Annotated in this window: 21 protein-coding genes and 1 tRNA gene; 10 read left to right on the top strand and 12 right to left on the bottom strand. The window is 62.3% G+C overall.

The features are described 5' to 3' along the window. Window positions 1–247 precede the first annotated feature (247 nt). Together FXV83_RS03875 and FXV83_RS03880 are read right to left on the bottom strand one after the other, a co-directional pair. On the bottom strand, window positions 248–1306 hold the full coding sequence (locus tag FXV83_RS03875) for a phosphotransferase family protein (RefSeq protein ID WP_148737867.1): 1059 nt from the start codon (window positions 1304–1306) through the stop codon (window positions 248–250). Between the two features lie 124 nt (window positions 1307–1430). Continuing rightward, complete coding sequence (locus FXV83_RS03880; RefSeq protein WP_148737868.1) at window positions 1431–2666, bottom strand: acyl-CoA dehydrogenase family protein; 1236 nt, start codon at window positions 2664–2666, stop codon at window positions 1431–1433. Window positions 2667–2882: 216 nt separating this feature from the next. Between FXV83_RS03880 and FXV83_RS03885 the strand changes: the two genes are divergently transcribed. Next, window positions 2883–3554, top strand: coding sequence for a TetR/AcrR family transcriptional regulator (locus FXV83_RS03885; protein ID WP_148737869.1), 672 nt, complete (start codon window positions 2883–2885; stop codon window positions 3552–3554). Between the two features lie 7 nt (window positions 3555–3561). On the opposite strand, the gene FXV83_RS03890 is transcribed toward FXV83_RS03885, so the two are convergent. The 7 genes from FXV83_RS03890 to FXV83_RS03920 all read right to left on the bottom strand — a co-directional run bounded on the left by FXV83_RS03890 (window position 3562) and on the right by FXV83_RS03920 (window position 9287). Then, window positions 3562–3954, bottom strand: coding sequence for a RidA family protein (locus FXV83_RS03890; protein ID WP_148737870.1), 393 nt, complete (start codon window positions 3952–3954; stop codon window positions 3562–3564). A gap of 198 nt (window positions 3955–4152) precedes the next feature. Further along, window positions 4153–4368, bottom strand: coding sequence for a hypothetical protein (locus tag FXV83_RS03895; RefSeq protein ID WP_148737871.1), 216 nt, complete (start codon window positions 4366–4368; stop codon window positions 4153–4155). A gap of 200 nt (window positions 4369–4568) precedes the next feature. Beyond that, on the bottom strand, window positions 4569–5798 hold the full coding sequence (locus FXV83_RS03900) for a CaiB/BaiF CoA transferase family protein (RefSeq protein WP_148737872.1): 1230 nt from the start codon (window positions 5796–5798) through the stop codon (window positions 4569–4571). A 155-nt stretch (window positions 5799–5953) separates the two neighbouring features. Continuing rightward, the gene (locus tag FXV83_RS03905) at window positions 5954–7159 is read right to left on the bottom strand and encodes an MFS transporter (protein ID WP_148737873.1); all 1206 of its coding nucleotides are present in this window, start codon (window positions 7157–7159) and stop codon (window positions 5954–5956) included. A gap of 174 nt (window positions 7160–7333) precedes the next feature. Next, window positions 7334–7537, bottom strand: coding sequence for a hypothetical protein (locus FXV83_RS03910; protein WP_148737874.1), 204 nt, complete (start codon window positions 7535–7537; stop codon window positions 7334–7336). A 26-nt stretch (window positions 7538–7563) separates the two neighbouring features. Further along, the gene (locus FXV83_RS03915; protein WP_148737875.1) at window positions 7564–8898 is read right to left on the bottom strand and encodes a PQQ-dependent sugar dehydrogenase; all 1335 of its coding nucleotides are present in this window, start codon (window positions 8896–8898) and stop codon (window positions 7564–7566) included. Further along, a complete protein-coding gene (locus FXV83_RS03920; protein ID WP_430648926.1) occupies window positions 8895–9287 on the bottom strand; it encodes a DUF2231 domain-containing protein in 393 nt (130 codons plus the stop codon). The genes FXV83_RS03915 and FXV83_RS03920 overlap by 4 nt, the downstream gene beginning before the upstream one ends. Window positions 9288–9734: 447 nt before the next feature. Here FXV83_RS03920 and FXV83_RS03925 point away from each other — a divergent pair, with 447 nt between their 5' ends. From FXV83_RS03925 to FXV83_RS03955, 7 genes are read left to right on the top strand one after another with little or no spacing between them, the layout of a single operon-like run. Further along, window positions 9735–10055, top strand: a complete 321-nt coding sequence (locus FXV83_RS03925; RefSeq protein WP_148737994.1) for a helix-turn-helix domain-containing protein — start codon at window positions 9735–9737, stop codon at window positions 10053–10055. Then, entirely contained in the window at window positions 10055–12070 is a 2016-nt protein-coding gene (gene hyfB, locus FXV83_RS03930) for a hydrogenase 4 subunit B (RefSeq protein WP_148737877.1), read from the top strand. The genes FXV83_RS03925 and hyfB overlap by 1 nt, the downstream gene beginning before the upstream one ends. Continuing rightward, window positions 12061–13017 (top strand): respiratory chain complex I subunit 1 family protein, encoded by a 957-nt coding sequence (locus FXV83_RS03935; RefSeq protein ID WP_148737878.1) that lies wholly within the window; start codon window positions 12061–12063, stop codon window positions 13015–13017. Before hyfB ends, FXV83_RS03935 begins: the two co-directional genes overlap by 10 nt. Before the next feature lie 5 nt (window positions 13018–13022). After that, window positions 13023–13685: a hydrogenase-4 component E gene (locus FXV83_RS03940; RefSeq protein WP_167770753.1), complete on the top strand. Its 663-nt coding sequence runs from the start codon at window positions 13023–13025 to the stop codon at window positions 13683–13685. After that, complete coding sequence (locus tag FXV83_RS03945) at window positions 13682–15133, top strand: hydrogenase 4 subunit F (RefSeq protein ID WP_148737879.1); 1452 nt, start codon at window positions 13682–13684, stop codon at window positions 15131–15133. The genes FXV83_RS03940 and FXV83_RS03945 overlap by 4 nt, the downstream gene beginning before the upstream one ends. 18 nt (window positions 15134–15151) lie before the next feature. Then, a complete protein-coding gene (locus FXV83_RS03950; protein WP_148737880.1) occupies window positions 15152–16663 on the top strand; it encodes a hydrogenase large subunit in 1512 nt (503 codons plus the stop codon). Between the two features lie 9 nt (window positions 16664–16672). After that, a complete protein-coding gene (locus tag FXV83_RS03955; RefSeq protein ID WP_148737881.1) occupies window positions 16673–17200 on the top strand; it encodes an NADH-quinone oxidoreductase subunit B family protein in 528 nt (175 codons plus the stop codon). Between the two features lie 156 nt (window positions 17201–17356). Here FXV83_RS03955 and FXV83_RS03960 read toward each other — a convergent pair whose 3' ends face one another. Beyond that, a complete protein-coding gene (locus tag FXV83_RS03960) occupies window positions 17357–17677 on the bottom strand; it encodes a helix-turn-helix domain-containing protein (protein ID WP_148737882.1) in 321 nt (106 codons plus the stop codon). 270 nt (window positions 17678–17947) lie between these two features. Between FXV83_RS03960 and FXV83_RS03965 the strand changes: the two genes are divergently transcribed. Then, window positions 17948–18682 carry a polyamine aminopropyltransferase gene (locus tag FXV83_RS03965; RefSeq protein ID WP_235939301.1) on the top strand — a complete coding sequence of 245 codons (735 nt, stop codon included), beginning with the start codon at window positions 17948–17950 and terminating at the stop codon, window positions 18680–18682. Window positions 18683–18951: 269 nt separating this feature from the next. Here the strand turns inward: FXV83_RS03965 and FXV83_RS03970 are convergent. Continuing rightward, window positions 18952–19025, bottom strand: a tRNA-Gly gene (locus tag FXV83_RS03970). A 335-nt stretch (window positions 19026–19360) separates the two neighbouring features. Next, window positions 19361–21772 (bottom strand): ATP-binding protein, encoded by a 2412-nt coding sequence (locus FXV83_RS03975; protein WP_148737884.1) that lies wholly within the window; start codon window positions 21770–21772, stop codon window positions 19361–19363. Between the two features lie 349 nt (window positions 21773–22121). Here FXV83_RS03975 and FXV83_RS03980 point away from each other — a divergent pair, with 349 nt between their 5' ends. Next, on the top strand, window positions 22122–22835 hold the full coding sequence (locus FXV83_RS03980; RefSeq protein WP_187435636.1) for a substrate-binding periplasmic protein: 714 nt from the start codon (window positions 22122–22124) through the stop codon (window positions 22833–22835). Window positions 22836–22852 lie beyond the last annotated feature (17 nt).

The following is a 22852-nucleotide window of genomic DNA, read 5'->3' on the forward strand; positions in this document are numbered from 1 at the left end:
GGAGCGTGCGGCGAATGCCCGTAGCCCGCATGAGCGTAAGCGACATGCGGGACGGTCTCCCGGGTATCGCTTCGCTCACTCGGGCTACGGCCGCATGACCGGCTTGGCCGGGGCGGCTTCTCCGTATCCTCGCGCGGCCTCTGGAATACTGGATTGCCCGCTTTCGCGGACAATGACGCGGAGTGTGTGGGAGCAGCGAGAACCACAATTAGAAAGGCGCGGCCAATGGACCGCGCCTTTACGTCATTCACACCGCACCCGCCTTCTGCGCGTACTCCCATGACGCCTTCGACAGCGGCACGGTGCGCTTGGCGGATTCGAGGGCCTTGGCGTTGGCGGCGGTGCCATCGCGGATGCGGCCGGCAATTCCTTGCGTGATGCCGGCGAGGCGGAACAGATTGTAGGAGAAGTACCAGTTGAGGTCCGGCACGCTCATCTTGGTGACGTTGCAATAGATCTGCGCGGCCTCTTCGACGCTGGGGATGTTGAGCGCCTTGAGATCGACGCCCTGCAATCCCGGCATCACCCACTGCATCAACAGATAGGTGAAGTCGGCCATAGGATCGCCGAGGGTCGACAGCTCCCAGTCCAGCACGGCCTGCACGCGCGGTTCCGTTGCGTGGAAAATCATGTTGTCGAGGCGATAGTCCCCATGGACGATCGAGACCCGCGCCTGCTCCGGCACCGTCCTCGGCAGCCATTCGGCGACCTTCTCGAACTCCGGAATGTGCTGGGTCTCTGAGGCCCGGTACTGCTTGGTCCAGCGGTCGATCTGGCGCGCGAAGTAATTGCCGGGCTTGCCGAACTCGCCAAGGCCAATCGCGGTGGGATCGAACAGGTGCAGCTTGGCGAGCGTCTCGATCTTGCTGGTAAAGATCTTGCGGCGATCCTCCGGCGTTTGGCTCGGCAGCGACGGATCCCAGAATACCCGGCCCTCCTCCATCGACATGATGTAGAAGGCGGCACCGATGACGCTGTCGTCCTGGCACAACGCGTAGGCGTGCGCGACCGGAAAACCCTGCTTGCCGAGCGCCGCGATCACGCGGTATTCGCGGTCGACTGCGTGCGCCGACGGCAGCAATTTGCCGAACGGCTTTCGGCGCATCACATAAGAACGCTTCGGCGTATTGAGCCGGTAGGTCGGGTTGGACTGGCCGCCCCTGAACTGGAGCACGACCAGCGGCCCTTCATAGCCTTCAACGTGATCACGCATCCAGGCTTCGAGCCGCAGTTCGTCGAAGCGATGACGCTCCTCGACCGGCTTGGTGCCCGAGAACTCTTCGTCTTTCCTGACGCCGTCAGCCACGATGACGCTCCCTCTTCAGTCGAAGCATGACCCGGTCACCGCTGACGCACTTGCGTCAAGCGGCGCTGATCACGGATCATGCCCTGTCGTTTCTTAAGTCGGGAGCGCCAGCAGGCTCTCCCTGTTAACGATTGGGAGAATTTGCATACTTCCGAACTTCAAGTCTGGCAATGGCGCGATTGTGCACCTCGTCCGGACCGTCAGCGAGACGCAGCGTGCGGATGCCCGCATAGTCCTTGGCAAGGCCGGCCTCGTCCGAGACGCCTGCGCCGCCAAAAGCCTGGATCGCCTCGTCGATGATCTTCAGCGCCATGTTGGGCGCTGCGACCTTGATCATGGCGATCTCAGCTTGCGCGGTCTTGTTGCCGACCTTGTCCATCATGTCGGCGGCCTTGAGGCAGAGCAGACGCGTCATCTCGATGTTGGTGCGGGCCTCGCCGATGCGCTGCTCCCACACCGAATGCTCGACGATCTTCTTGCCGAAGGCGGTGCGCGACATCAGCCGCTTCACCATCTTCTCCAGCGCCTCCTCGGCCTTGCCGATGGTGCGCATGCAGTGATGGATGCGGCCCGGACCGAGGCGGCCCTGCGCGATCTCGAAGCCGCGGCCCTCCCCGAGCAGGATGTTCCCTTTCGGCACCCGCACGTTCTCGAGCAGCACCTGGGCGTGGCCATGCGGCGCATCGTCGAAGCCGAACACGGGCAGCATCTTCTCGACCTTGATGCCGGGGGTGTCGAGCGGAACCAAAATCTGCGACTGCTGCTGATGCTTGGCCGCCTTGAAATCGGTCTTACCCATCAGGATCGCGATCTTGCAGCGGGGATCGCCGACGCCGGACGACCACCATTTGCGGCCGTTGATGACGTAGTGATCGCCGTCCTTCTCGATGCTGGTCTCGATGTTGGTCGCATCCGACGACGCCACCGCCGGTTCCGTCATCAGGAAGGCAGAGCGGATCTCGCCATCCATCAGCGGACGCAGCCATTTGCGCTTCTGCTCCTTGGAGCCGTAGCGCATGAACACTTCCATATTGCCGGTGTCCGGCGCGGAACAGTTGAACACTTCCGAAGCCCAGGAGATGTGGCCCATCTGCTCCGAGAGCAGCGCATATTCGAGATTGGTCAGGCCCGCGCCGCGGAATTCATCGTCCTCATGCTCGTTTGGCGGCATGAACATGTTCCAGAGGCCTTCGGCCTTCGCCTTCTTCTTGAGATCTTCCAGGACCGGGATCACCTTCCAGCGATCGCCGCTCTTGTCCTGCTCGTTGTAGATCGGCACCGCAGGGCGCACGTGCTTGGTCATGAAGGACTGCACGCGGTCGAGCCATTCCTTCTGCTTGGGCGACAGATCGAAATCCATGGGACGCTCCTCGTCTCTCTCTTTTGCAACGCTCTTTTGCGCCGGACTGTCCTCCCGCTTGCGCCGGTCCGCAAGCGCGAATGCGAACCTTGCGAACCCTCCGGACGTCCTGTCGCGAGATGCGAACGGGTCCCGATTGCGGATTGACATTTCCAACCTTCAAACGATAGTTTCATACAACTGTTTGAATTGCAACTCCCTCCGAAGAGGGCATCCATGGCCAGCGATCATACGAGGTCTGCCATTCTCGCCGCCGCCGAGCGGCTCTATGCCGATCGCGGTTTCGGCGACGTGACGCTGCGCGACATCGTCGCCGAGGCCAATGTCAACCTGGCGGCGGTGAACTATCATTTCGGCTCGAAGGACGAGTTGATCGCGGAACTATTCGTCACGCGCTCGATCGCGACCAACCGCGAGCGCCTGCACGAATTGAAAACGGCCGAAGAGCAAGGCGGCGGCCGCGCGCCGATCGAGGTGATCTTGCGCGCCCTGGTCGGCCCGACCTTGCGCGGCTGCCTGGGCCCGCAGAACCAGCGCTCGACCGCAGCGCGCTTCATGATCCGCGCCTCGATCGAGTCCGTGCCGCCGATCCGCCGCATCAAGAACCGCGAGATCGACCATCTGCGAAAGTTCGTCGGCGCGATGCGACGCTCCCTACCCGACCGCAGCGATGTCGAGATCTATTGGGGCCTCAATTTTGCGCTCGCGATGGCGCACCACACCATCCGCGAGAGTGAGCGGCTGACGAAGCTGTCGGAAGGCAAATGCGATCTCGACGACGTCGAGGATGTGGTCGCCCGCGTGGTCAGCGTCGCGACGATAGCGCTGACGGCGGGACGAATGGAGGCGAAGGCGCCGGCGCGCGCGCTGGCGAGAGACGCGCGCTAGTGCGCGCTCACATCATCGCGATGCAGTCGATCTCGACGTCGAAGGGGCCGAACCATTCTGGCGTGCAGACGAAGATCCGCGCTGGTGGATCGTGCGGGAAGTAGCGCGCATAGACCGCGTTGAACGCGGCGAAATGCTTCACGGAGGTGCAGTAAACGTTGCACTTCATGACGTTGTCGAGGCTGGCGCCCGCGGTCTGAAGGCACAGCTTCATCTGTTCCATGATGAGCTCGCTCTGACGTTCGATCGGCGCCGCCGCGATCTCGCCCGTCTCGGGGTCGAACGGCGGCAGGCCGGCGACGAAGATCATGTTGCCGGCCCGCGTCACCGGCGAGGTCGGGGCCTTCCAGCGATCGAGAAATGTCGAGATCGGTTCGACGCGGAGCGCTTCGCGTTTCATGGGCGGCCACCTTCGATTCGAGCGAGAACAGCGCCTGACTACACCATCTTGCAGTCGGCATGCTTCGCTTCTAATCGAAGTGTGATCGCAGACTAAAGCGCGATGGAATCGCGCTTTAGCTTATTGTTTGAGCATGATCTTTTCGGAAAACCGCTGCACACTTTGCGCTAACGCGGCCCTTCAGATCCGGATCATGCTCTAGGCGTGCTGCGGCATCTCCTCGGCCTCTTCCTTGGCGAGCAGCAGCAGCATCTCGATACCCATCTCGCCTTCCTGCGGCGAGCGGATGAACTTTATCTCGTCGGCGCTTTGCCGCAGCGCGGCAATGATCGCGACGGCCTGGTTGGCCGTTGCCGCCTCGGTCGCCAGGATCGCCTTCTGGTTCTTGGCTTGAAACCCGATCGTGTAGGACATTCGTTCCCTCCCCGGACTGAGTAGGAGGATCGAATCAGAGTCGCGCGCGGAGCGGAAGCCTGTGTAAGTACGGACCGGGTTTATCTGGGGATTGCGCGCAAGCCTCAGGCAAGCCCGAGCATCATGCGCGGTCTCGACGAACGCGCCGAGGCTTTTCATCGCCGCGGCGAGCCATCCTCTCCCACAAGGGGACAAAAGCGTCAGATCACGCCCTGCTGCTTCAGCGTCTCGATCTTACCGGCATCATAGCCGAGTTTGCCGTCGAGCACCTCCTGGGTGTGCTCCCCGAGCAGCGGCGGAGCGCGGTAGGTCTCGATCGGGGTCTCCGAGAAGGTCAGCGCGTTGCGGATCAGCGACAGCTCCGGCTCGAACTTGTGCTTCGTCTTCACCCGCATGCCACGCTCCTGCACGTGCGGATCGGAAAACACTTGCGAGAAATCGTTGATGGGGCCTGAGGGCACGCCGGCCTTCTCGAGCTCATCGAGCCAGTAGGCCACCGGCTTTTTCAGGAACAGGCCGGCGAAAATCGCCATGATCTCCTTGCCGTGCACGACGCGGTCGTTGTTCTTGAGGAAGCGCTTGTCGTTGGCGAGCTCGGGCTCCCCAAGCACCGCGCAGGTGCGCTGGAACTGGCCGTCATTGCCGACCACCAGCATCAGCTCGCCGTCGGTGCAGCGGAACACGCCGGCCGGCATGCCGCCATTGCCCCAGGTGCCGCGCCGCGGCGGGGTTGTGCCGTTGACGAGGTAGATCTGCAGCCAGTGGCTGAGCGAGGCGATCACCGTGTCGAGCAGGCAGACGTCGAGATGCTGTCCCACACCATCATTGGCGTCGCGATGGTAAAGCGCCGAGAGAATCCCGATCGAGGTATTCATGCCGGTCATGTAGTCGACGATGGAGGGACCGACTTTCATGGGGCCCTCGCCCGGCTCGCCGTCCATATGGCCGGTGACGCTCATCAGGCCGCCCATTGCCTGCAGGATGGCATCATAGCCCGCGCGCGGCGCGTAAGGGCCGGTCTGGCCGAAGCCGGTCACCGAGCAATAGATGATGCCGGGGTTGGTCGCCTTGATCGACTCGTAATCGAGCCCGTAGCGCTTGAGGTCGCCGACCTTGTAGTTCTCCATGAAGACGTCGACGTCTTTGGCAAGCTCACGGATAATCGCCTGCCCTTCGGGCTTGGCGATATTGACGGTGACCGACTTCTTGTTGCGGTTGGCGCAGAGATAGAACGAGTTGTTGTTGTTGGCCTTGCCCTCGGGGTCGGCCAGGTATGGCGGGCCGAACGCGCGCGCGTCGTCGCCGGTGCCCGGCCGCTCGATCTTGATCACCTCCGCACCGAGATCGCCCAGCATCTGGGCCGACAAAGGTCCCGCGAGCACGCGCGTGAGGTCAAGGATCTTGATGCCTGAAAGCGGCAGGGCCGACATGTCGATGTCCTCCGGGAACTGGGTCTTGGCGCGGCGGCTGGAAGCGGACCTGCGCTTCCTGCGGATACACTATTTTGGGGCGCTGAGCACTGCACTCCGAGCATACGGCCATCCGCCCGCCGGGCCGCCCGGTGGTGAATTCCGCGACGCGAATATCACACCGCACCGGCCGCAGCCACCTGTGGTCGCCGCCGGCCGAGCAGGAGCAAGATCAGCACCGTTGCGCAGGAGCAGGCAAAGGTGAGACCGAGCGCACCGCGGCTGCCGAACTGGGTGAGCAGGCCGACAAGCAGGGGTGGAGAAAGCGCGGAGGCCAGATTGAGCGGCAGCGCGATCATCGACATTGCCCTGGTGAACGCGGCCTGGTCGTAGAAGACCAGCGGGATCGTTGCCCGCGCCACCGCCATCGCGCCGCTGCCGGCGCCATAGAGGAGAATGAAGACAGCGACCGCCCAGGTCGTCCCCTCGCTCATCATCAGCAGCAGCATCGCGACCGGCAGCGCCGTGCCCGCGACCAGGCCCGTCGTGATGCCGTCCCATCGCCCGGCGCCGAGGAAGTCGAGCCCACGAGCGCTGACCTGGATCACGCCGAGCATCGAGCCGAAGGCGAGCGCCTGCGCCGGCGGCAGCCCCTCTGCCCGGAGCAGCTCGATCATGATGGCGCCGAGGCCGAAATTGACGAAAGCATTGAGCGTGATGGCAGCGACGACGAGGCCGAACGTGCTTCGGGGGATCGCAGGCGCATCCGTAGGCTTGACCGCCGTACCGCCCTCACCCTTGGCGACGCTGCGGCGCGGAGCGGCGAATGCATAGAGCGGAACGGAGATGAGGATCAGCACGGCCGCGTAGACGAGGCAGGTCCAGCGCCAGCCGAGGTGAGCGCTCAGGAACGACGTGGCCGGCCAGAAGATGCTGCTCGACAGCCCCGTCACCAGCATCAGCGCGCCGATGGCGTTCTTGGCCTGCCGCCCGGCGACCTCGTTCAGCATGATGTAGGCGCCGGTCGAGAGCGTGGCGCTGCCGGCCATGCCGAGGACGATCCAGGCGGCGAAATAGAGCACCGGCTCGCGCGCCAGGGACAGGAGAATAAATCCGGGTGCGGCCAGAACCGTGCCGGTCATCATGACCTTTCGCGCGCCATGCCGGGCAAACACGCCGGCCAGCCAAGGGGCGCACAGCCCCATCGCGATATAGAGAACCGAGGTGCCGGCGAACACCGCCGGCAGGCTCATGCCGAGATCGGCCGCGATCTCGCGCCCGACGATGGCGGGAAGCCCGATCGTGCCCCACCCGACCAGTTGGGTGATCGCCAGCACCAGCAGGACGCCGATGAGCCTGCTGTCAGATTTCAGGAACCGCATTCCAATCGTCACCCACCCGGCAGGCGCGGATCACGCCTGTGCGGAATGTCTTACCCGCAAGCGCCGCGATCAGGAAACGTCGGTTCCGAATAGCACCGCGGCGCCAGCCGCAGGTCGGCTCTACGAAGGCAACACCAGGAGCAATGGTTGAAGCATTCGTCCTTTCCGGCTGAGCTAGCTCCCGAGTGCAGTCTCGCCCTTCTCACGGCCGGGTGCGCTGACGTGAACCTCATGCCCCTGGCGCAGCGCCAAGGAGGCAGCAGCCACCGCCGATTCAAATGCCGATTCCTTGGTGGCGTATGTGCCGTTGACGTTACCGTCGTGCAGCACGCCCCATTCGTCCTCGACCGGAACGATGGCGTATTGAGCAAGACCCATTGTCCAACTCCTCCCGTTCTCAAGGTCTATCGTTGCGTGACCTGCGGATGCGTTGCCGTGACCCGCCACACCGTGTTGCCACTGTCGTCAGCGACCAGCAGCGCGCCGGTCTTGTCGATGGCGACACCGACGGGGCGCCCGCGCGCCTGATTGTCGTTGTTCAGAAAGCCGGTGATGACGTCCTGCGCCGGTCCGCTCGGCTTGCCGTCGCTGAACGGCACGAACACGACCTTGTAGCCGTTCAGCACCTGGCGATTCCAGCTGCCATGCTCGCCGACGAACGCGCCGCCACGATAGGCGCTCGGCAGGCTGTTGCTGGTGTTGAAGGCGAGCCCGAGCGGCGCGACATGCGAGCTCAGCGCGTAGTCCGGCACGATCGCCTTGGCGACGAGATCCGGCCGCTCCGGCTTGACGCGCGGATCGACGTGCTGGCCGTAATAGCTGTAGGGCCAGCCATAGAAGCCGCCGTCCTTCACTGAGGTCATGTAATCGGGCACGAGATCGGGGCCGAGTTCGTCGCGCTCGTTCACCACCGTCCACAGCGCCCCGGTCTGCGGCTCGAAGCTGAGGCCGTTTGGATTGCGCAAGCCGCTTGCAAAGATGCGCCAGCGGCCACTGGCGCGATCGACCTCGAGGATCGCGGCGCGATTGTGCTCGGCTTCCATGCCGTTCTCGGTGATGTTGCTGTTGGAGCCGACGCCGACATAGAGCTTCGATCCGTCGGGGCTCGCGACCAGGCTCTTGGTCCAGTGATGGTTAATCGGCTCGCCCGGCAGCTGCGTCAGCACCGTGCCCGGCGCGGTGATCTTGGTGTCGCCTTCGGTATAGGGATATCTGACGATCGCGTCGGTGTTGGCGAGATAGAGATCGTTGCCGACCAGCGCGACGCCGAATGGCGAGTTGAGATGGTCGAGGAACACGCTCTGCGTCTCCGGCACGCCGTCGCCATTGCTGTCGCGGAGCAGCGTGATGCGGTTGCTCGGACCGCTATCGCCGCCGGATGTCGCCCAGGATTCGACGAAGCCCATCACGATTTCCTTGGGCCGCTTGATCGGTGCGCCCTTCGGCGCCTTGGATTCCACCACCAGCACGTCGCCATTGGGAAGCACGTAGAGGGAGCGCGGATGCTGCAAGCCCGTTGCGAATGCCTTGGCCTGCAGGCCCTGCGCGACTGTCGGCGTCTCGTCCTTCTTCCAGCCGATAATGCGCGCGATGTGGATCGGCGGCAGCAGATATTGCTGGATGTCGGGCAGCGTCGGGTTGGGGCCGACTTGCGCCTTGGGATCGCCGCTGCCGTCATCGCAGCCGGCGAGACACAGCAGCGAAGAGCACAGCAGCGCGCGGGCAAGCATCGATCTCATGGCGCAACTCCCACGCCGTGGCGATACACCATGGCCCAGCCGAGCCAGCCGGTGATGGGGAGGATCAGCACAGTGATCACCGAAAGAATGAGCCCCGTCGGCCACACCGAGGTCCAGGCGTCGCGCGTGTGGATCAACGCATTGACGATCGCCAGGATCAGCGCCAGCCCGTTTCCGATCAGATGCGGCCACGCCGGCGTCTGCGCCCGCACCAGCCGGTTGCCGAGAAAATCGGTCAGCCCTGCAACGGCCGCCAGCACGCCGAAGATCACGCCGACGAGTAAAAGCCAGGCCGAAAAATCCGCCCACATGATCTCGGCGGAGACGACATAGGCAATGTCGGTCAGCAACGCGCCGACGAAGCACGCGATCGGAACCGGCACCAGCATCGGATGAATTGGACGGCCGGCGATTTGCGCGGTGGAGCGCAGGCGCACAGCTTCTTGCACGGTTGGCCTCGTGACATTTCACCCCGATCCGCCTAACTCGTGCTTGCCGCGAAGGTTCCTGCGGAAGGGTTGGCTTCCCGCTTTCAGCGCGGTGCGGTCGGAGTTCGCACCTCCGTCGACTCGGTGGCGCGCCGCGAAATTTGCGAATGAGGATTGGACCAGCAGTACCGCTGAGGCGCCGTTCCACAAAAACTGCGACGTCAGATTTGGAGCGCTGCTGCGCGGTAATCGTTATGCCTGGCCCCCTGCAAGCGCGTATACCAGCGCCCAAAACGGATCCCTTAGAATAGATATCCTAGATATCATTTCTTGACAAAATTACCTCATTAGTTAGGATACAAAAATGATTTAATATTGGCTGGAATCCCGACGGTGAAGCAGATATCGATGATCACGGCAGCTCAATTGCGGGCTGCCAGGCTGCTTCTCGGCATCGATCAGCGCCGACTTGCCGAACTCTCCGGACTGTCGGTCCCAACAATCCAGCGAATGGAAGCGAGCGAAACGATAGTTCGAGGCAATGTCGGCTCGCTGGTCAAGCTGATCGCCGCATTCGACGAAGCCGGGATCGAGATAATCGACGAAGGCGCCGTCAGCGACTCTCAAGGACGCGGAGTGCGACTGAAGATGAATTCGGGTTCGGCAAAAACCTACCCGCACAATCAGTCCGAACAAGAATCATCGAACGGAACGAGGGGCTCTGCCTGATGTCTTCCCTCGTTCTGCAAATGTCATGCGTCGCGGGATTGTTGGGGATCGCCGTGCTCGCGATCGTGCTCAGTCGCGCAAAGACCTCCACGACAATCATATACTGCGCCACCACGGCAGTTTCCCTTGTCGCATTGTTCGGATCGATCCGCTTTCTGGTCGGCGAGGCCCCGAATGCCTCCGGCCTGGTCTTGCCGGTCGGGCTCCCGTGGCTTGGCGCCCATTTCCGCCTGGATGCGCTGGCGTCGTTCTTTCTCGTTGTGGTCAATCTGGGTGGGGCGTCAGCAAGCCTTTATGGTCTGGGCTATGGCCACCATGATCCAGCGCCGCATCGCGTGCTGCCTTTCTTTCCTGCCTTTCTGGCCGGCATGAATCTTGTGGTGCTGGCGGACGATGCGTTTTCCTATCTGCTCTGTTGGGAGTTTATGTCGCTGGCGTCATGGGCGCTGGTCATGGCGCATCACCGCGAGCCAGACAATGCGAAGGCAAGTTACGTCTATCTGGTCATGGCGAGCTTCGGTACGCTGGCGTTGCTATTGGCCTTCGGTCTGTTGGCAGGACCGACTGGAGACTATGGATTTGCGGCCATTCGCGCGGCCCGCCACACGCCTTACGTGGCCGCGCTGGTATTGATCCTGATGTTGCTCGGAGCAGGCTCAAAGGCTGGCCTTGTACCGTTGCACGTGTGGCTGCCGCTCGCACATCCCGCAGCGCCAAGTCACGTTTCAGCGCTGATGAGCGGCGTCATGACCAAGGTGGCGATCTACGGCTTCATTCGCGTCACATTCGATCTGCTGGGGCAGCCAATCTGGCCGGCAAGCGTCGTCGTGCTTTTCCTCGGCGGCACCACCGCCGTCATGGGGATTCTCTACGCCTTGATGGAAAAGGATCTGAAGCGCCTGTTGGCCTATAGCACAATTGAGAATATTGGCGTCATTTTTGCGGGCCTCGGCCTTGCCCTGGCCTTTCAGGCCAATGGGCAGAAGCTGGCAGCAGCGCTGGCCTTCACCGCCGCGCTGTTTCACGTGCTCAACCACTCCTTCTTCAAGAGCCTGCTGTTTTTTGGAGCCGGCGCCGTCCTGACTGCGACTGGCGAGCGGGATATGGACAAGCTCGGTGGTCTCATCCATCGCATGCCATTCACCAGCTTCGTCGTTCTCGTTGGCTGCGTCGCGATCTCGGCTCTGCCGCCTTTCAACGGTTTCGTTTCGGAATGGTTGATGTTCCAGGCCGTGCTGCAAAGCCCGGAGTTGCCGCAATGGGCACTAAAGATCATGGTGCCGGCGGTCGGCGCGCTATTGGCCCTGGCGGCTGCGTTGGCCGCGGCATGCTTCGTCAAGGCGTTCGGCGTGACATTTCTCGGGCGGCCGCGCAGTACGGCAGCAGAAGCCGCCCACGAGGTCGATCGCTACTCGTTGTCAGCTATGTTTATCCTTGCCGCACTTTGCCTGCTCGCCGGCGTCCTGCCGGGGCTGGTGATCGATGCGCTTGCGCCGATCACGATCGACATCCTGGGTGGCCGCATGCCGATCCAGGCCGATGAACCCTGGCTTTCAATCGCACCGATTGCAGAGAGCCGCAGTTCATACAACGGATTGCTGGTGATGATATTCATCACGGTATCCGCTTCCCTTTCCGTCTTCGTGATCCATCGCTTCGCCTCGCATGCGCTCCGGCGGGGGCCCGCCTGGGGTTGCGGTTTTTCCGATCCCACTCCTGCAGCCCAGTATTCGGCTGAAAGCTTCGCGCAGCCGATCCGCCGCGTTTTCGGCACACTCGTGTTCCGCGCCCGCGACCATGTCGATATGCCCGCACCCGGAGATGTCAGGCCGGCACGGCTCAGGATCGAATTGCACGATCTGGTCTGGGAGGGGGTTTATCTACCGATCGTGGGGGCGGTCGGCTTTTCTTCCGACCGGCTCAACCGCCTGCAATTCCTGACCATCCGGCGATATCTCAGTCTCGTCTTTGCAACCCTCGTCACCCTGCTTCTGGTGCTTGCGATATGGTCGTGATCTCGGACATCATCGTGCAGGGTGTGCAGATGTTGCTGGTGCTGCTGCTTGCGCCGCTCCTTACCGGCTTCGTGCGCAAGATCAAGGCAAGGCTGGTGCGCCGCCAGGGTGCCTCGGTCTTTCAGCCCTATCGCGATCTGCTACGCCTGCTTCGCAAGGAGGTGGTGCTGGCTGAGAACACCTCGTGGCTGTTCCGCGTGACACCCTATGTGACCTTTGCCGCGATCTGGGTTGCCGCCGCTTTGGTGCCGACCTTTGCGACCGGCCTGTTGTTCAATTGGACGGCCGACCTGATCGCCATCGTTGCGCTGCTCGGAAGCGCGCGCTTCTTTCTGGCTCTTGCCGGAATGGACGTAGGCACCAGCTTTGGCGGCATCGGCTCCAGCCGCGAAGTGATGATCGCTGCCCTCGCCGAGCCCGCGATGCTGCTGGTTTTCTTTTGCATTGCGCTGGTTGCCGGCTCGACCCAACTTTCGACCGTCGCCAATTTCATGGCCTCGTCCTACGTCGGACTGCGGGTCTCACTTGGAATGGCGGTCATCGCACTCATCATGGTGGCGCTGGCCGAAAACGCGCGCATCCCGGTCGACAATCCTACCACTCATCTGGAGCTCACCATGGTGCATGAGGCAATGGTGCTCGAATATTCGGGCCGCCATCTCGCCATGATCGAATTCGGCGCGTTTCTCAAGCTCTTGCTCTACATCTCACTGATCGCTTGCGTGTTCTTGCCCTGGAAGATCGCCCTGTTCGGCACTGGCCCGTTGGCCTACGCCGCCGGTGCCGGCGCCTACGTCGTCAAACTGGCGGCCGCCGGCTTTTTCCTTGCGCTGTTCGAGACCGCCACCGCCAAAATGAGGGTCTTCCGTATTCCGCAATTTCTTGGGGCCGCGCTCATGCTGGGCTTGCTCGGTACGCTCCTCCTATTCGTGTCGAAGAGTTTCTGATGCAGATGCACAGCCTCGCCTTCGACATCTCGCATACGCTTGCCGGCGGCCTTGTCCTGATCAGCTTCATGATGCTGTACCAGGATAGACTTTATTCGCTGCTCAACGTCTTTGCACTCCACGCCGTGGTACTTGCACTTTCCGTCGCCTGGCAGGCCTACATCCAGGACGCGCCTCATCTCTACATCACGGCGGTCATCGCCCTCGTCTTCAAGGCAATCGTCATTCCGGTGGCATTGCACCGTATTGTCAAGCAGCTCGGCATTCATCGCGACATCGAGTCAGCCGTGAGCATCGGCCTGACCATGCTGGCCGGGATGGCATTGGTCGCCCTCTCCATGGTCCTGATGCTGCGAGTAACCGCCGACGCCGATCCATTGGCCCGCGAAGATCTCGCATTCGCATTGTCGGTCGTGCTTCTCGGACTACTGGTCATGGTGACGCGACGCAATGCCGTCAGTCAGGTCGTCGGATTCATGTCGCTTGAGAACGGTCTGGTGCTGGCGGCGACCGGCGCCAAAGGGATGCCGCTGGTCGTCGAAATCAGCGTCGCCTTCTCGATCCTGATCGCTTTCATCGTCATCGGCATCTTCCTATTCCGGATCCGCGAGCGCTTCGATTCCGTTGACGTCTCCGCCCTCGACGATTACCGGGGCGAGCGCAGATGACCATGGCTTCCCTAGATCCCGTGGCGGCGGTCCTGCTGGTCCCGATCCTTTCGGCTGCGCTGCTTGCCGTGCTGCCCGGCTACCGACTGACAGCGCGGTTGAACGTTGTCGCCAGCATGTTGACCTTTGTTTCGGCGCTCTCGCTGTTCGTTATCGAACGCCCCCAGCCAGGACCATACGTGCTGGTCGACGATCTCAATATCGTCTTCATCGTGCTCAACACTTTCGTCGGCTTCACGACCAGCATCTTCAGCGCGAGCTACATCGCCCACGAACTCGAAGCCGGCCGGTTAACCCCGGTGTACCTGCGCTTCTACCACGCCATGTACCAGACCATGATGTTCGGCATGAACCTGGCTTTCGTGTCGAACAATATCGGCCTGATGTGGGTCGCGGTGGAAATCGCGACGCTCACCACGGTGCTGATGGTCGGGATCTATCGCACGCACGCGGCCCTGGAAGCGGCGTGGAAGTATTTCATCCTCGGCAGCGTCGGAATTGCGTTCGCGCTGTTTGGCACGATCCTCGTCTACATGGCGGCGCGTCCGATCGTAGGCGAGGGCCAGGACGGCATGATATGGACGCTGTTGATCCAGAATGCAGCGGCGTTCGATCCGGCCCTTCTCAATGTCGCTTTCATTTTCCTGTTTCTCGGCTACGGAACCAAAGTCGGCCTCGCACCGCTGCACGCGTGGTTGCCGGACGCCCACGCCGAGGGTCCAACCCCGATATCGGCCGTGCTGTCGGGCCTGCTCCTGAACGTCGCGCTTTATGCGCTGCTGCGCTTCAAGATATTGCTTGCCGTCAATCCGCACGCGATTGCTCCGGGCCCATTGATGGTGACCATGGGTCTCGTCTCGTTGATCTTCGCAGCATTCATGCTGTACCGCCGGCGGGACATCAAACGACTGTTCGCCTACTCCTCGATCGAGCACATGGGCATCATCGTCTTTGCGTTCGGAATGGGCGGCCCGCTTGCCAATTTTGCCGGGCTGTTGCACATGGTAATGCACAGCCTGACCAAGTCGGCGATCTTCTACGCCGTCGGCCATATCTCGCAGATCAAGGGCACGCAGAGGATTAACCGGATCCGGGGCTTGACGGTGACCCATCCGGCGCTTGGCTGGGGTTTCGTGGTGGGCGTTGTCGCAATCGCCGGATTGCCACCGCTCGGCATCTTCATGAGCGAATTCCTCATCGTGAGTTCGACCTTCGCACGGCAGCCACTGCTCGCGGTCGCGCTGGTGTTCGGGCTTCTACTTGCCTTTGGCGCGTTGACGTTGCGTCTGACGAGCGTCGCATTCGGCGAACCTCGCGGCAGCAAGGCGTCTGCGGAAGCCTCCTACGTACCGATGCTCGCGCATCTCGCATTGGTTCTGTGTGCAGGAACCTATCTTCCCGCACCGCTCGTCGTCTGGTTCCAGCACGTGGCTCGTCTTCTTGGATAATTGAGGGATGAACGGGATATGCCGTCGCTGATCGATCTGGTGCTGGAAGGCCGCACGAGCCGGCAGCACATGCCTTGGCCACGCTCCGTGGTCGATGCTTCCGTTTGGGCGTTTGCCGCCAACGAGTTGGCACAGGGGCGCTGGAGCCTTCTCGGCCTCTGGGGTGAGCCTTCGACGGCACACATGGCGATCATCGACCGCGACACAACGGAAATCGCGGTCGTCAGCATCGATTGCCCCAATCGCGTTTATCCCTCGGTCAGCAAGCACCACCCGCCGGCGCTTCGATTGGAGCGTACCGCCAACGATCTATTCGGATTGTCTGCAGAACACTTGCCCGATCCCCGCGGCTGGCTCGATCACAACCATTGGGGCATACGGTTCCCGCTTGGAGATCGCATCGACGCGCTATCGATCACCGCGCCCTACCGTTTCCTGCCGGTGGAAGGCGATGGCGTGCATCAGATTGCAGTCGGGCCCGTGCATGCAGGCATCATTGAGCCCGGACATTTCCGCTTTTCCGCCAGCGGGGAAACCGTGATCCGGCTGGAGCAACGGCTTGGATATACCCACAAGGGGATAGAAGGGCTCATGCGAGGCGCACCGATCGAGCGCGCCGCTCAATTGGCCGGACGCGTATCGGGCGACAGCACCGTCGCCTATGCCTACGCCTTTGCGAGGGCCGTCGAGGCGGCGCTGCAGCTTGTCGTGCCGAATCGCGCCGTCTGGCTGCGGGCGCTGCTTGCGGAACTCGAACGGCTCGCCAACCATCTCGGCGACATCGGCGCGATCTGCAATGACGCGTCCTTCGGCTTGATGCAGGCCCACTGCAACGTGCTGCGCGAGGACCTTCTGCGCGCTGCGAACAGCGCCTTTGGTCACCGCCTGATGCGAGACGTCATCATTCCCGGTGGATTGGCTCGCGATCTCGACGCCAAGGGGCAATCAGCCATCCGTGCGGCGCTCGTTAATGTCCAAGTTCGCTTTCCCGAATTGATCGAACTTTACGACAACACCGCGTCGCTTCAGGATCGGACGGTCGGTACCGGCATCGTCGCTGCCGCACTGGCAAAACAGTACGGTGCGGGAGGATATGTCGGGCGCGCGTCCGGGCGCGCGTTCGACGCCCGTCGGGCTCCGGGCTATCCGCCCTATGACGATCTGCGCTTCGAGGTACCGACGCTCGAGGAGGGTGACGTGAACGCCCGCGTCTGGATTCGGATTCGGGAAGTCGAGCAGAGTCTTTTGCTGGCCAACCAGATTCTGGACCGCCTTCCCGACGGCCCGTTACGCACGCCACTCAGTGCCGAACCGGGACCGCGCGAGGGCATGGCGCTGGTCGAAGGTTTCAGGGGCGACATCATGGTCTGGCTCCGGCTCGACGGCGGCCAGGTCGAGCGCTGCCATCTTCGCGATCCATCATGGTTTCAGTGGCCGCTGCTCGAAGCCGCCATCGAAGGCAACATCGTCGCCGACTTCCCCCTCTGCAACAAATCGTTCAACTGTTCCTATTCCGGGCAGGACCTGTAGGGGAAGACGATGCGCAAACTTCTCTTTCAAAGTTTCTTCCAGAGGCCGCTCACAGAGCAGGCTCCTGCCCTCGACCAGACAGCTGTCGAGGAACTCGCCGCTGCAATTCGGCGCGCCACACGGCGGCGCCTCGGCCGAAGCCTCTCGATCCGCGAAATAGATGCCGGGTCATGCAATGGTTGCGAGCTGGAGATCCATGCACTGAACAATGCTTATTACGACGTCGAACGTTTTGGTATTCGCTTCGTCGCCTCGCCACGTCACGCCGACGTTCTTTTGGTCACGGGGCCCGTGACCAAAAACATGCGCGATGCACTGGAGCGAACCTATCATGCGACCCCCGACCCGAAATGGGTCATTGCCCTCGGCGACTGCGCACGAGATGGCGGGTGTTTTGCCGGCAGCTACGCGGTGGTCGGAGGGGTCTCGCAAATCGTTCCCGTCGATCTTCATATTCCGGGCTGTCCGCCACCGCCTGTTGCGATTTTGCAGGGACTTCTTTCCCTGCTCGATCGAACGGCAAAAAGCGCCACTTGAGGCCCGGGAGACGACTTCGGCTATCCCTGTGGTGATGAACTGGCAATTCGGCCCCTACGCTGCCGCGCCCATACCGTGGTCGGCACTCACGAGCGCCTGCGTATCCGCTTGGAGCGTTCTTTGATCTGAAAATCCGTTGTCAGCGAACCACGCCATTCATCGAGTCCGCTCCAAAGTCCGCGGTAGCGAGGGCTTGGACTGCTTCATGTTCTTCGCCTTTGGCTTCGTAACATGTTCCCTGAGGCGAACGCCGCGGCCGCCGGCTGAACTCGTAACACCTGGATTGATCAATTCGATCCCCGCATTCTCCAACGCAGAAACCAGCTTCATCAGAGAATCGACGTTCCCGCGAATAACGTCCTCGCTCGCCTCCATGCGCTGGATGGTAGGGACTGAAAGATCTGCAAGATCGGCAGTTTGCCGCTGATCTATGTTCAGGAGCGCACGGGCTGCCCTGAGTTGGTTGGCCGTAATCATGAAATGGCCGTCTCCAGTGAGATTTCCATCCAATACATCTAAGACTATCCGAATTATTGTTCAAGCATCAGTTTAGATGGAAAATAGATCATATCCAAATCTGATTCATTGGATCGAACCGAGGTGCCGAAGCAATGTAGCCCGGTCTTCTCGCAAGATACGGAAACCATTATGTGCAATTCCCGAAACGGTTGGCGCAATGCAGATCACATGATAATAGATGTTTAGTGCATGTGTTCTGATGTTCAACTTTTAATATGGTTGTGGGCCGTGAAACTGCTGGGGCGTTATCAAGGGAGGAACGGGCAGATCGAAATCGTTGAGTATTCCTGGGACGGAACCCGCGTGTACTTCGAAGAAGGCGTGAGGCAGAGTCAGGCAACGCCCCATGGCGAAAGCGTATTCACCTACGTCAAGCTCATGGACGAACTACTGTCCCGCTCCGAACAAATTCTCGTTCTGGGCTGCGGCGGCGGAAATCTTGCGACAGCACTGTGGCGTCTTGGGAAGAGGTTGACCATTGTCGACAACAATCCGATCAGCTTCGTACTTGCACACAAGTTTTTCGACCTGCCGGACGAATTGCCCTGCATCGTCTCCGACTTTCGGAAATTCGTGTTCGATGATCGCACGCACTACGACGGCATTGCTGTCGACGTCGGCGGACCGGGATTTCGGTTCACGGATGAGTTCGATGCCGCAACCTGCGACGCAATCCGCTCGCGCTTGGCACCGGGTGGCCGGATAGTGATGAACGTGACGGTGTCGAACGACATTGATCCGACACCTGACCGGATCGCCGCTCGGCTTGCCGGTGAGGAACTGCGGACATGGATCGTTGACGAGCAGGGCATCGAGGACCGGAATGCAGTCATCGCCTGCATGCCCGAGAAAACACTGGGTTCGCGGGCAGCGCTCGATCGTGTCATCCGCCATAGCCATGAACGGTGGGCTATTCGCCGAGGAAGATTGCGAAGCCGCGATCTCCCCTTTGGATCGCGCTAATGTTGTAATATCCGACAGACCGACGCGACGCGGTGGCTGCGCCGTGGATGATGATCCACCCCGGGGGCGTCGACCGGTCCCGCGTGAGCGAGGTTGATCCCAGGACACAACGGCATGCCGCGCGTAGTCGCCCATGTCCACACCCGGGTTCAGTACTTCTTCTCCAAATCAAGATATTCGGTTTTTGATGAGCTCGCACTCGGCCAGTCCAGAGCCGTGCGGGGAATACGACAGCGTATCAAGCGACACGCGAAAGTCTTTGAAAAGGCTGGAGCGGGTGAAGGGAATCGAACCCTCGTATTCAGCTTGGAAGGCTGCTGCTCTACCATTGAGCTACACCCGCATCACCGGCTCCCTAACACGGCGCGGCGGCGGTCTCAACTGCCCAAGAGGCGGCTTTCCGCAGCCTTCCCGGCCCTCGCGAACAGACCTGGTTCCTCCCTAGACCGCCTCCCCTTAACAAGAGCGGCGTTGCCGCCTATATGGAGATCTTCTGCAACCAACGAAAGGAGGTGATCCAGTGTCTTTTACCAAGCGCTGTCACCTCGCTGGGATCGCCCGCTAAGCTTTTGAAAAGGGCTTGGCATCGGGGCGCTCTCAGCCCTGGACCAGCGAGCAAGAAATGGGGCGCGACGGGGCTTCCCCGCCGCGCCTTTTCGTTGGCATCGTGCGTGCCACTCAGGCAGGCAGTTCGCCGGCGAGCACCTCGCGGATCCTCAGTGACAGGTCCGACTTCCGGTACGGCTTCCTCAGCAACGCCACGCCGGGATCGAGATGGCCCTCGTGATCGAGGGCGTTGTCGGTATAGCCGGACGTGTAGAGCACCCTCATCCCCGGGCGGAGGCGCCGCACGGCCTCGGCCAATTCCTGCCCGTTCATGCCGCCGGGCATGATGATGTCGGTGAAGAGCAGATCGAATTTGGCGCCCTGCTCCACCAGCGCAAGCGCGGTTGCGCCGTCGCCGGCTGCGAGCGTGCGATAGCCGAGGCTGCCGAGCTGGGCGATGACATAGCCCTGCACCAGCGGATCGTCCTCGACCACGAGAATCGTCTCGTGCCCGCGTGCCGCCGCCGGCGACTGCACCGGCCCGGTCCTCGCCGGCGCCTCGCCCGCCGATCGCGGCAGAAGCAGCCGGATCACGGTGCCGCGGCCCTCCTCGCTCTCGATCGCAACGGTGCCGCCGCTCTGTTTGGCGAAGCCGTAGACCATGCTGAGCCCAAGCCCGGTGCCGCGGCCGACCCCCTTGGTGGTGAAGAACGGCTCGAACACGCGGTCGCGGATGTCGGCGGGGATGCCGTGGCCAGTGTCGGCCACCGCGACCATGACGAACGCACCGCGTGTGGCGTCGCCGTCACCGGCACCGTCCGCGCCGTCGAATTCCCGATTGGCGGTCTCGAGCGTCAACGTGCCGCCGCCCGGCATCGCATCGCGCGCATTGACGGCGAGATTGACGATCGCCGACGACAGCTGCGACGGATCCGCCATCGCCGGCCAGGCGTCGTCCGCGAGGCGGGTCACGATCTCGACGTTTCCGCCCAGGATCGGCTTCAACAGCTTCGCCGCCTCGACCACGAGACCGTTGACGTCGATCTCGCTCGGCTCCAGCGGCTGGCGACGCGCAAAGGTCAGGAGCTGCGAGGTGATCTCCGCGCCGCGCGCCGCCGCATTGTCGATGAGATGGGCGATCCCGGCGAGCTCGGGCTTGTCTGCCAGCCCCTCCTGGATGATCTCGATGGTGCCGGTGATGACAGTGAGCACGTTGTTGAAGTCATGCGCGACGCCGCCGGTGAGCTGGCCGATCGCATCCATCTTCTGCGACTGGCGAAGCCGCTCCTCCGTCTCGTGCTGCTCGGTGAGATCGGTGGCCGAACCACGATAGCCCATGAAGCGTCCGTCGGTGCCGAACACCGGCTGGCCGTTGACGCTGAAATGGCGCACGCGTCCAGCCGCATCGCGGCCGCGATACTCGAATTTCCGGAACGGCTCGTGGCGATCCAGCATCGTCATGTGCTCGCGCCATTTCTGCGGCTCGGCATCGTGGTCGAAGGCTGCGTCCGAACGGCGCCTGCCGATCAGGGCCCTGTGGTCCATGCCGAAGGCATCTGCCCGATCTGAAATGTAGGTGAACACGTGATCCGGTCCGGTCTCCCAAAACCAGTCGGATGCGGTCTCGGCATAGTCACGGAAGCGCTGCTCGCTCGCGCGTGCGTCCTCCTCGGCGCGCCGGCGAATCTTAAGGTCACGCTCGAGATTCCCATTGGCCTCGCGTAGCGCGCGATAGGCACGTTCGAGGTTGGCGCACATGGCGTTGAAGGCATCAATCACCTTGTCCAGCTCGTCGGGATCGTCGGGCGGCCGGCGCTCCAGGCGCAGAGGCGGCGGCGGCCGCCCGAGGCTGTATTTGCCGACGAACTCTGCGATGGCGACGAGATGCCGCGTCACGAGCAGATGAAACATGTAGATGATGAACAGGGAGACGAGGAACGTCTTGGCCGCCTGGCTTGCCAGAATAACGAGGGCCCTGTTCAGCAATTGCTGATAGACGTCGGTCAGCGTCGCCTCGACCTGAAGCGTGCCGATGGCACGCGAGGTCCCCTGCACCATGGTGGTCAGCGGAAATTCCCGGATCATGGCCGAACGGGTACTTCGCTCGCCGACCTCCACGCGGATCGGATTGGGCCGATTGGCGATCTCGCGGACCTCTGCCGCACGGATGTCGGGCAGCCGCAGAATGCCGTCGAGCTGCAGCTTGAGCTGGTTCTGGTCGAGATTCCACAGGCTCTCTCCGAGGCTGCCCGTGGTGCTGCGGCCGATCTCGTCGAGCCGCGTCTCGATGAGGCCGACCTCACGATTGTAATCCAAGTAGAGCTGAAGCGCGGTCAGCGTCAGCGTCACGGCCGATGAGAACAGCAGCACGGCGGCAAGCAGGCGCGGCCCGACGCCACTGCGCAACCAGTTGAAGATCCGTGACAGGAGCGCCGCCAACATCGTGGGCCCGAGCACGGCGCCGATGCCGGTCAAATCCTGCTTCGCAGTCGCTGGCGCAATGACGCGGCGGCGCTTGGGATCTTCGTTACCTGCGTTGCCCATGCACCACGTCCCCGAAAATGGCGACACCCTGCTCGGCCTGCCGATCGCAGCCTCGAGCAAACTCAACGGTTGAGACTCGGCCTCAGCACGCGATGCGCGCGGCGATCCTGTCGGCCCATGGGCGGCTTGAGGTCGGCGGGGTCATATCTTGCGCCCAGCAGCAGGATTCCCGGGCAAACTAGCACCTCGCGTGCTAGAATGACATCGGTGAAAGTCCGGAGCCGCCGGACAGCGGGAACGCGCTGTGAGCGTTGCTGCCCGGCGCAGGCGCCAGCTCCGGTAGATCGCGCGGCGCCGGAATCCGGCGGTAGCGGGGCACGCCCATAAGGCGCGCCCGAGGAGATGCGTGATGTGGCGGATAGCCGTGGTCTGCCTGTCGCTGCTCGCGGCCGGCCCGTCGCAGGCACAAGAGGTCATCCGCCTGGCGCGCATCGCCGACATCCCCGATCAATATGTCGGCGGCGAGATGCTGCGCGCGGTCTATGCCAGGCTGAACATCAAGCTCGAATTCGAGGACGTCCCCGGCAAGCGCGCGCTCGCGCTGTCGAGCGCCGGCGAGGTCGACGGCGAGATCCAGCGGATCGGAACGCTCTCCCGCGACTACCCGACGCTGATCCAGGTGACTCCTGCAATCAACTACATCGAGCCCGCGGTCTTCACCACGAAACTGCATTTCGACGTCGTCGGCTGGAATTCGATCAGGGACTACAGCATCGGCATCGTGCGCGGCGTCGGCTCGTCGGAGGCCGGTACGCGCGGCATGGCCCGCGTCACGGCGACCACCAGCCTGGAGAGCATGGTCAAGATGCTCGATGCCGACCGCTTCGACGTGATGGTCACCGACCTCTTCAGCGGGTTGGTTGCGGTGAGGAAACTGAACCTAGAGGCCAGGATCCATCCGCTCTCCCCACCGCTCGAGCGCATCAGCATCTACCACCATTTGCACGAACGGCATCGCGATCTCGTGCCGAAAGTCGGAAAGGTGATCGGGCAGATGGAGGCGAGCGGCGAACTCGCCCGGTTGCGGGAAACCCTGATCAAGCAGGTGCTGAGCGGAATGTGACGCGCGGCAACCGTTGG

Origin of the sequence: Bradyrhizobium hipponense (assembly GCF_008123965.1) — a bacterium.
GTDB classification, from domain to species: domain Bacteria; phylum Pseudomonadota; class Alphaproteobacteria; order Rhizobiales; family Xanthobacteraceae; genus Bradyrhizobium; species Bradyrhizobium hipponense.

Excerpts from the sequence above, each read along its gene's own strand:
- FXV83_RS03980 (WP_187435636.1), top strand. The coding sequence starts at position 22,122 with ATGTGGCGGATAGCCGTGGTCTGCCTGTCGCTGCTCGCGGCCGGCCCG.
- FXV83_RS03960 (WP_148737882.1), bottom strand. The coding sequence starts at position 17,677 with ATGATTACGGCCAACCAACTCAGGGCAGCCCGTGCGCTCCTGAACATA.
- FXV83_RS03945 (WP_148737879.1), top strand. The coding sequence starts at position 13,682 with ATGACCATGGCTTCCCTAGATCCCGTGGCGGCGGTCCTGCTGGTCCCG.
- FXV83_RS03955 (WP_148737881.1), top strand. The coding sequence starts at position 16,673 with ATGCGCAAACTTCTCTTTCAAAGTTTCTTCCAGAGGCCGCTCACAGAG.
- hyfB (WP_148737877.1), top strand. The coding sequence starts at position 10,055 with ATGTCTTCCCTCGTTCTGCAAATGTCATGCGTCGCGGGATTGTTGGGG.
- FXV83_RS03915 (WP_148737875.1), bottom strand. The coding sequence starts at position 8,898 with ATGAGATCGATGCTTGCCCGCGCGCTGCTGTGCTCTTCGCTGCTGTGT.
- FXV83_RS03895 (WP_148737871.1), bottom strand. The coding sequence starts at position 4,368 with ATGTCCTACACGATCGGGTTTCAAGCCAAGAACCAGAAGGCGATCCTG.
- FXV83_RS03905 (WP_148737873.1), bottom strand. The coding sequence starts at position 7,159 with ATGCGGTTCCTGAAATCTGACAGCAGGCTCATCGGCGTCCTGCTGGTG.
- FXV83_RS03950 (WP_148737880.1), top strand. The coding sequence starts at position 15,152 with ATGCCGTCGCTGATCGATCTGGTGCTGGAAGGCCGCACGAGCCGGCAG.
- FXV83_RS03975 (WP_148737884.1), bottom strand. The coding sequence starts at position 21,772 with ATGGGCAACGCAGGTAACGAAGATCCCAAGCGCCGCCGCGTCATTGCG.
- FXV83_RS03940 (WP_167770753.1), top strand. The coding sequence starts at position 13,023 with ATGCACAGCCTCGCCTTCGACATCTCGCATACGCTTGCCGGCGGCCTT.
- FXV83_RS03900 (WP_148737872.1), bottom strand. The coding sequence starts at position 5,798 with ATGTCGGCCCTGCCGCTTTCAGGCATCAAGATCCTTGACCTCACGCGC.
- FXV83_RS03920 (WP_430648926.1), bottom strand. The coding sequence starts at position 9,287 with ATGCTGGTGCCGGTTCCGATCGCGTGCTTCGTCGGCGCGTTGCTGACC.
- FXV83_RS03910 (WP_148737874.1), bottom strand. The coding sequence starts at position 7,537 with ATGGGTCTTGCTCAATACGCCATCGTTCCGGTCGAGGACGAATGGGGC.
- FXV83_RS03885 (WP_148737869.1), top strand. The coding sequence starts at position 2,883 with ATGGCCAGCGATCATACGAGGTCTGCCATTCTCGCCGCCGCCGAGCGG.
- FXV83_RS03925 (WP_148737994.1), top strand. The coding sequence starts at position 9,735 with ATGATCACGGCAGCTCAATTGCGGGCTGCCAGGCTGCTTCTCGGCATC.
- FXV83_RS03890 (WP_148737870.1), bottom strand. The coding sequence starts at position 3,954 with ATGAAACGCGAAGCGCTCCGCGTCGAACCGATCTCGACATTTCTCGAT.
- FXV83_RS03880 (WP_148737868.1), bottom strand. The coding sequence starts at position 2,666 with ATGGATTTCGATCTGTCGCCCAAGCAGAAGGAATGGCTCGACCGCGTG.
- FXV83_RS03935 (WP_148737878.1), top strand. The coding sequence starts at position 12,061 with ATGGTCGTGATCTCGGACATCATCGTGCAGGGTGTGCAGATGTTGCTG.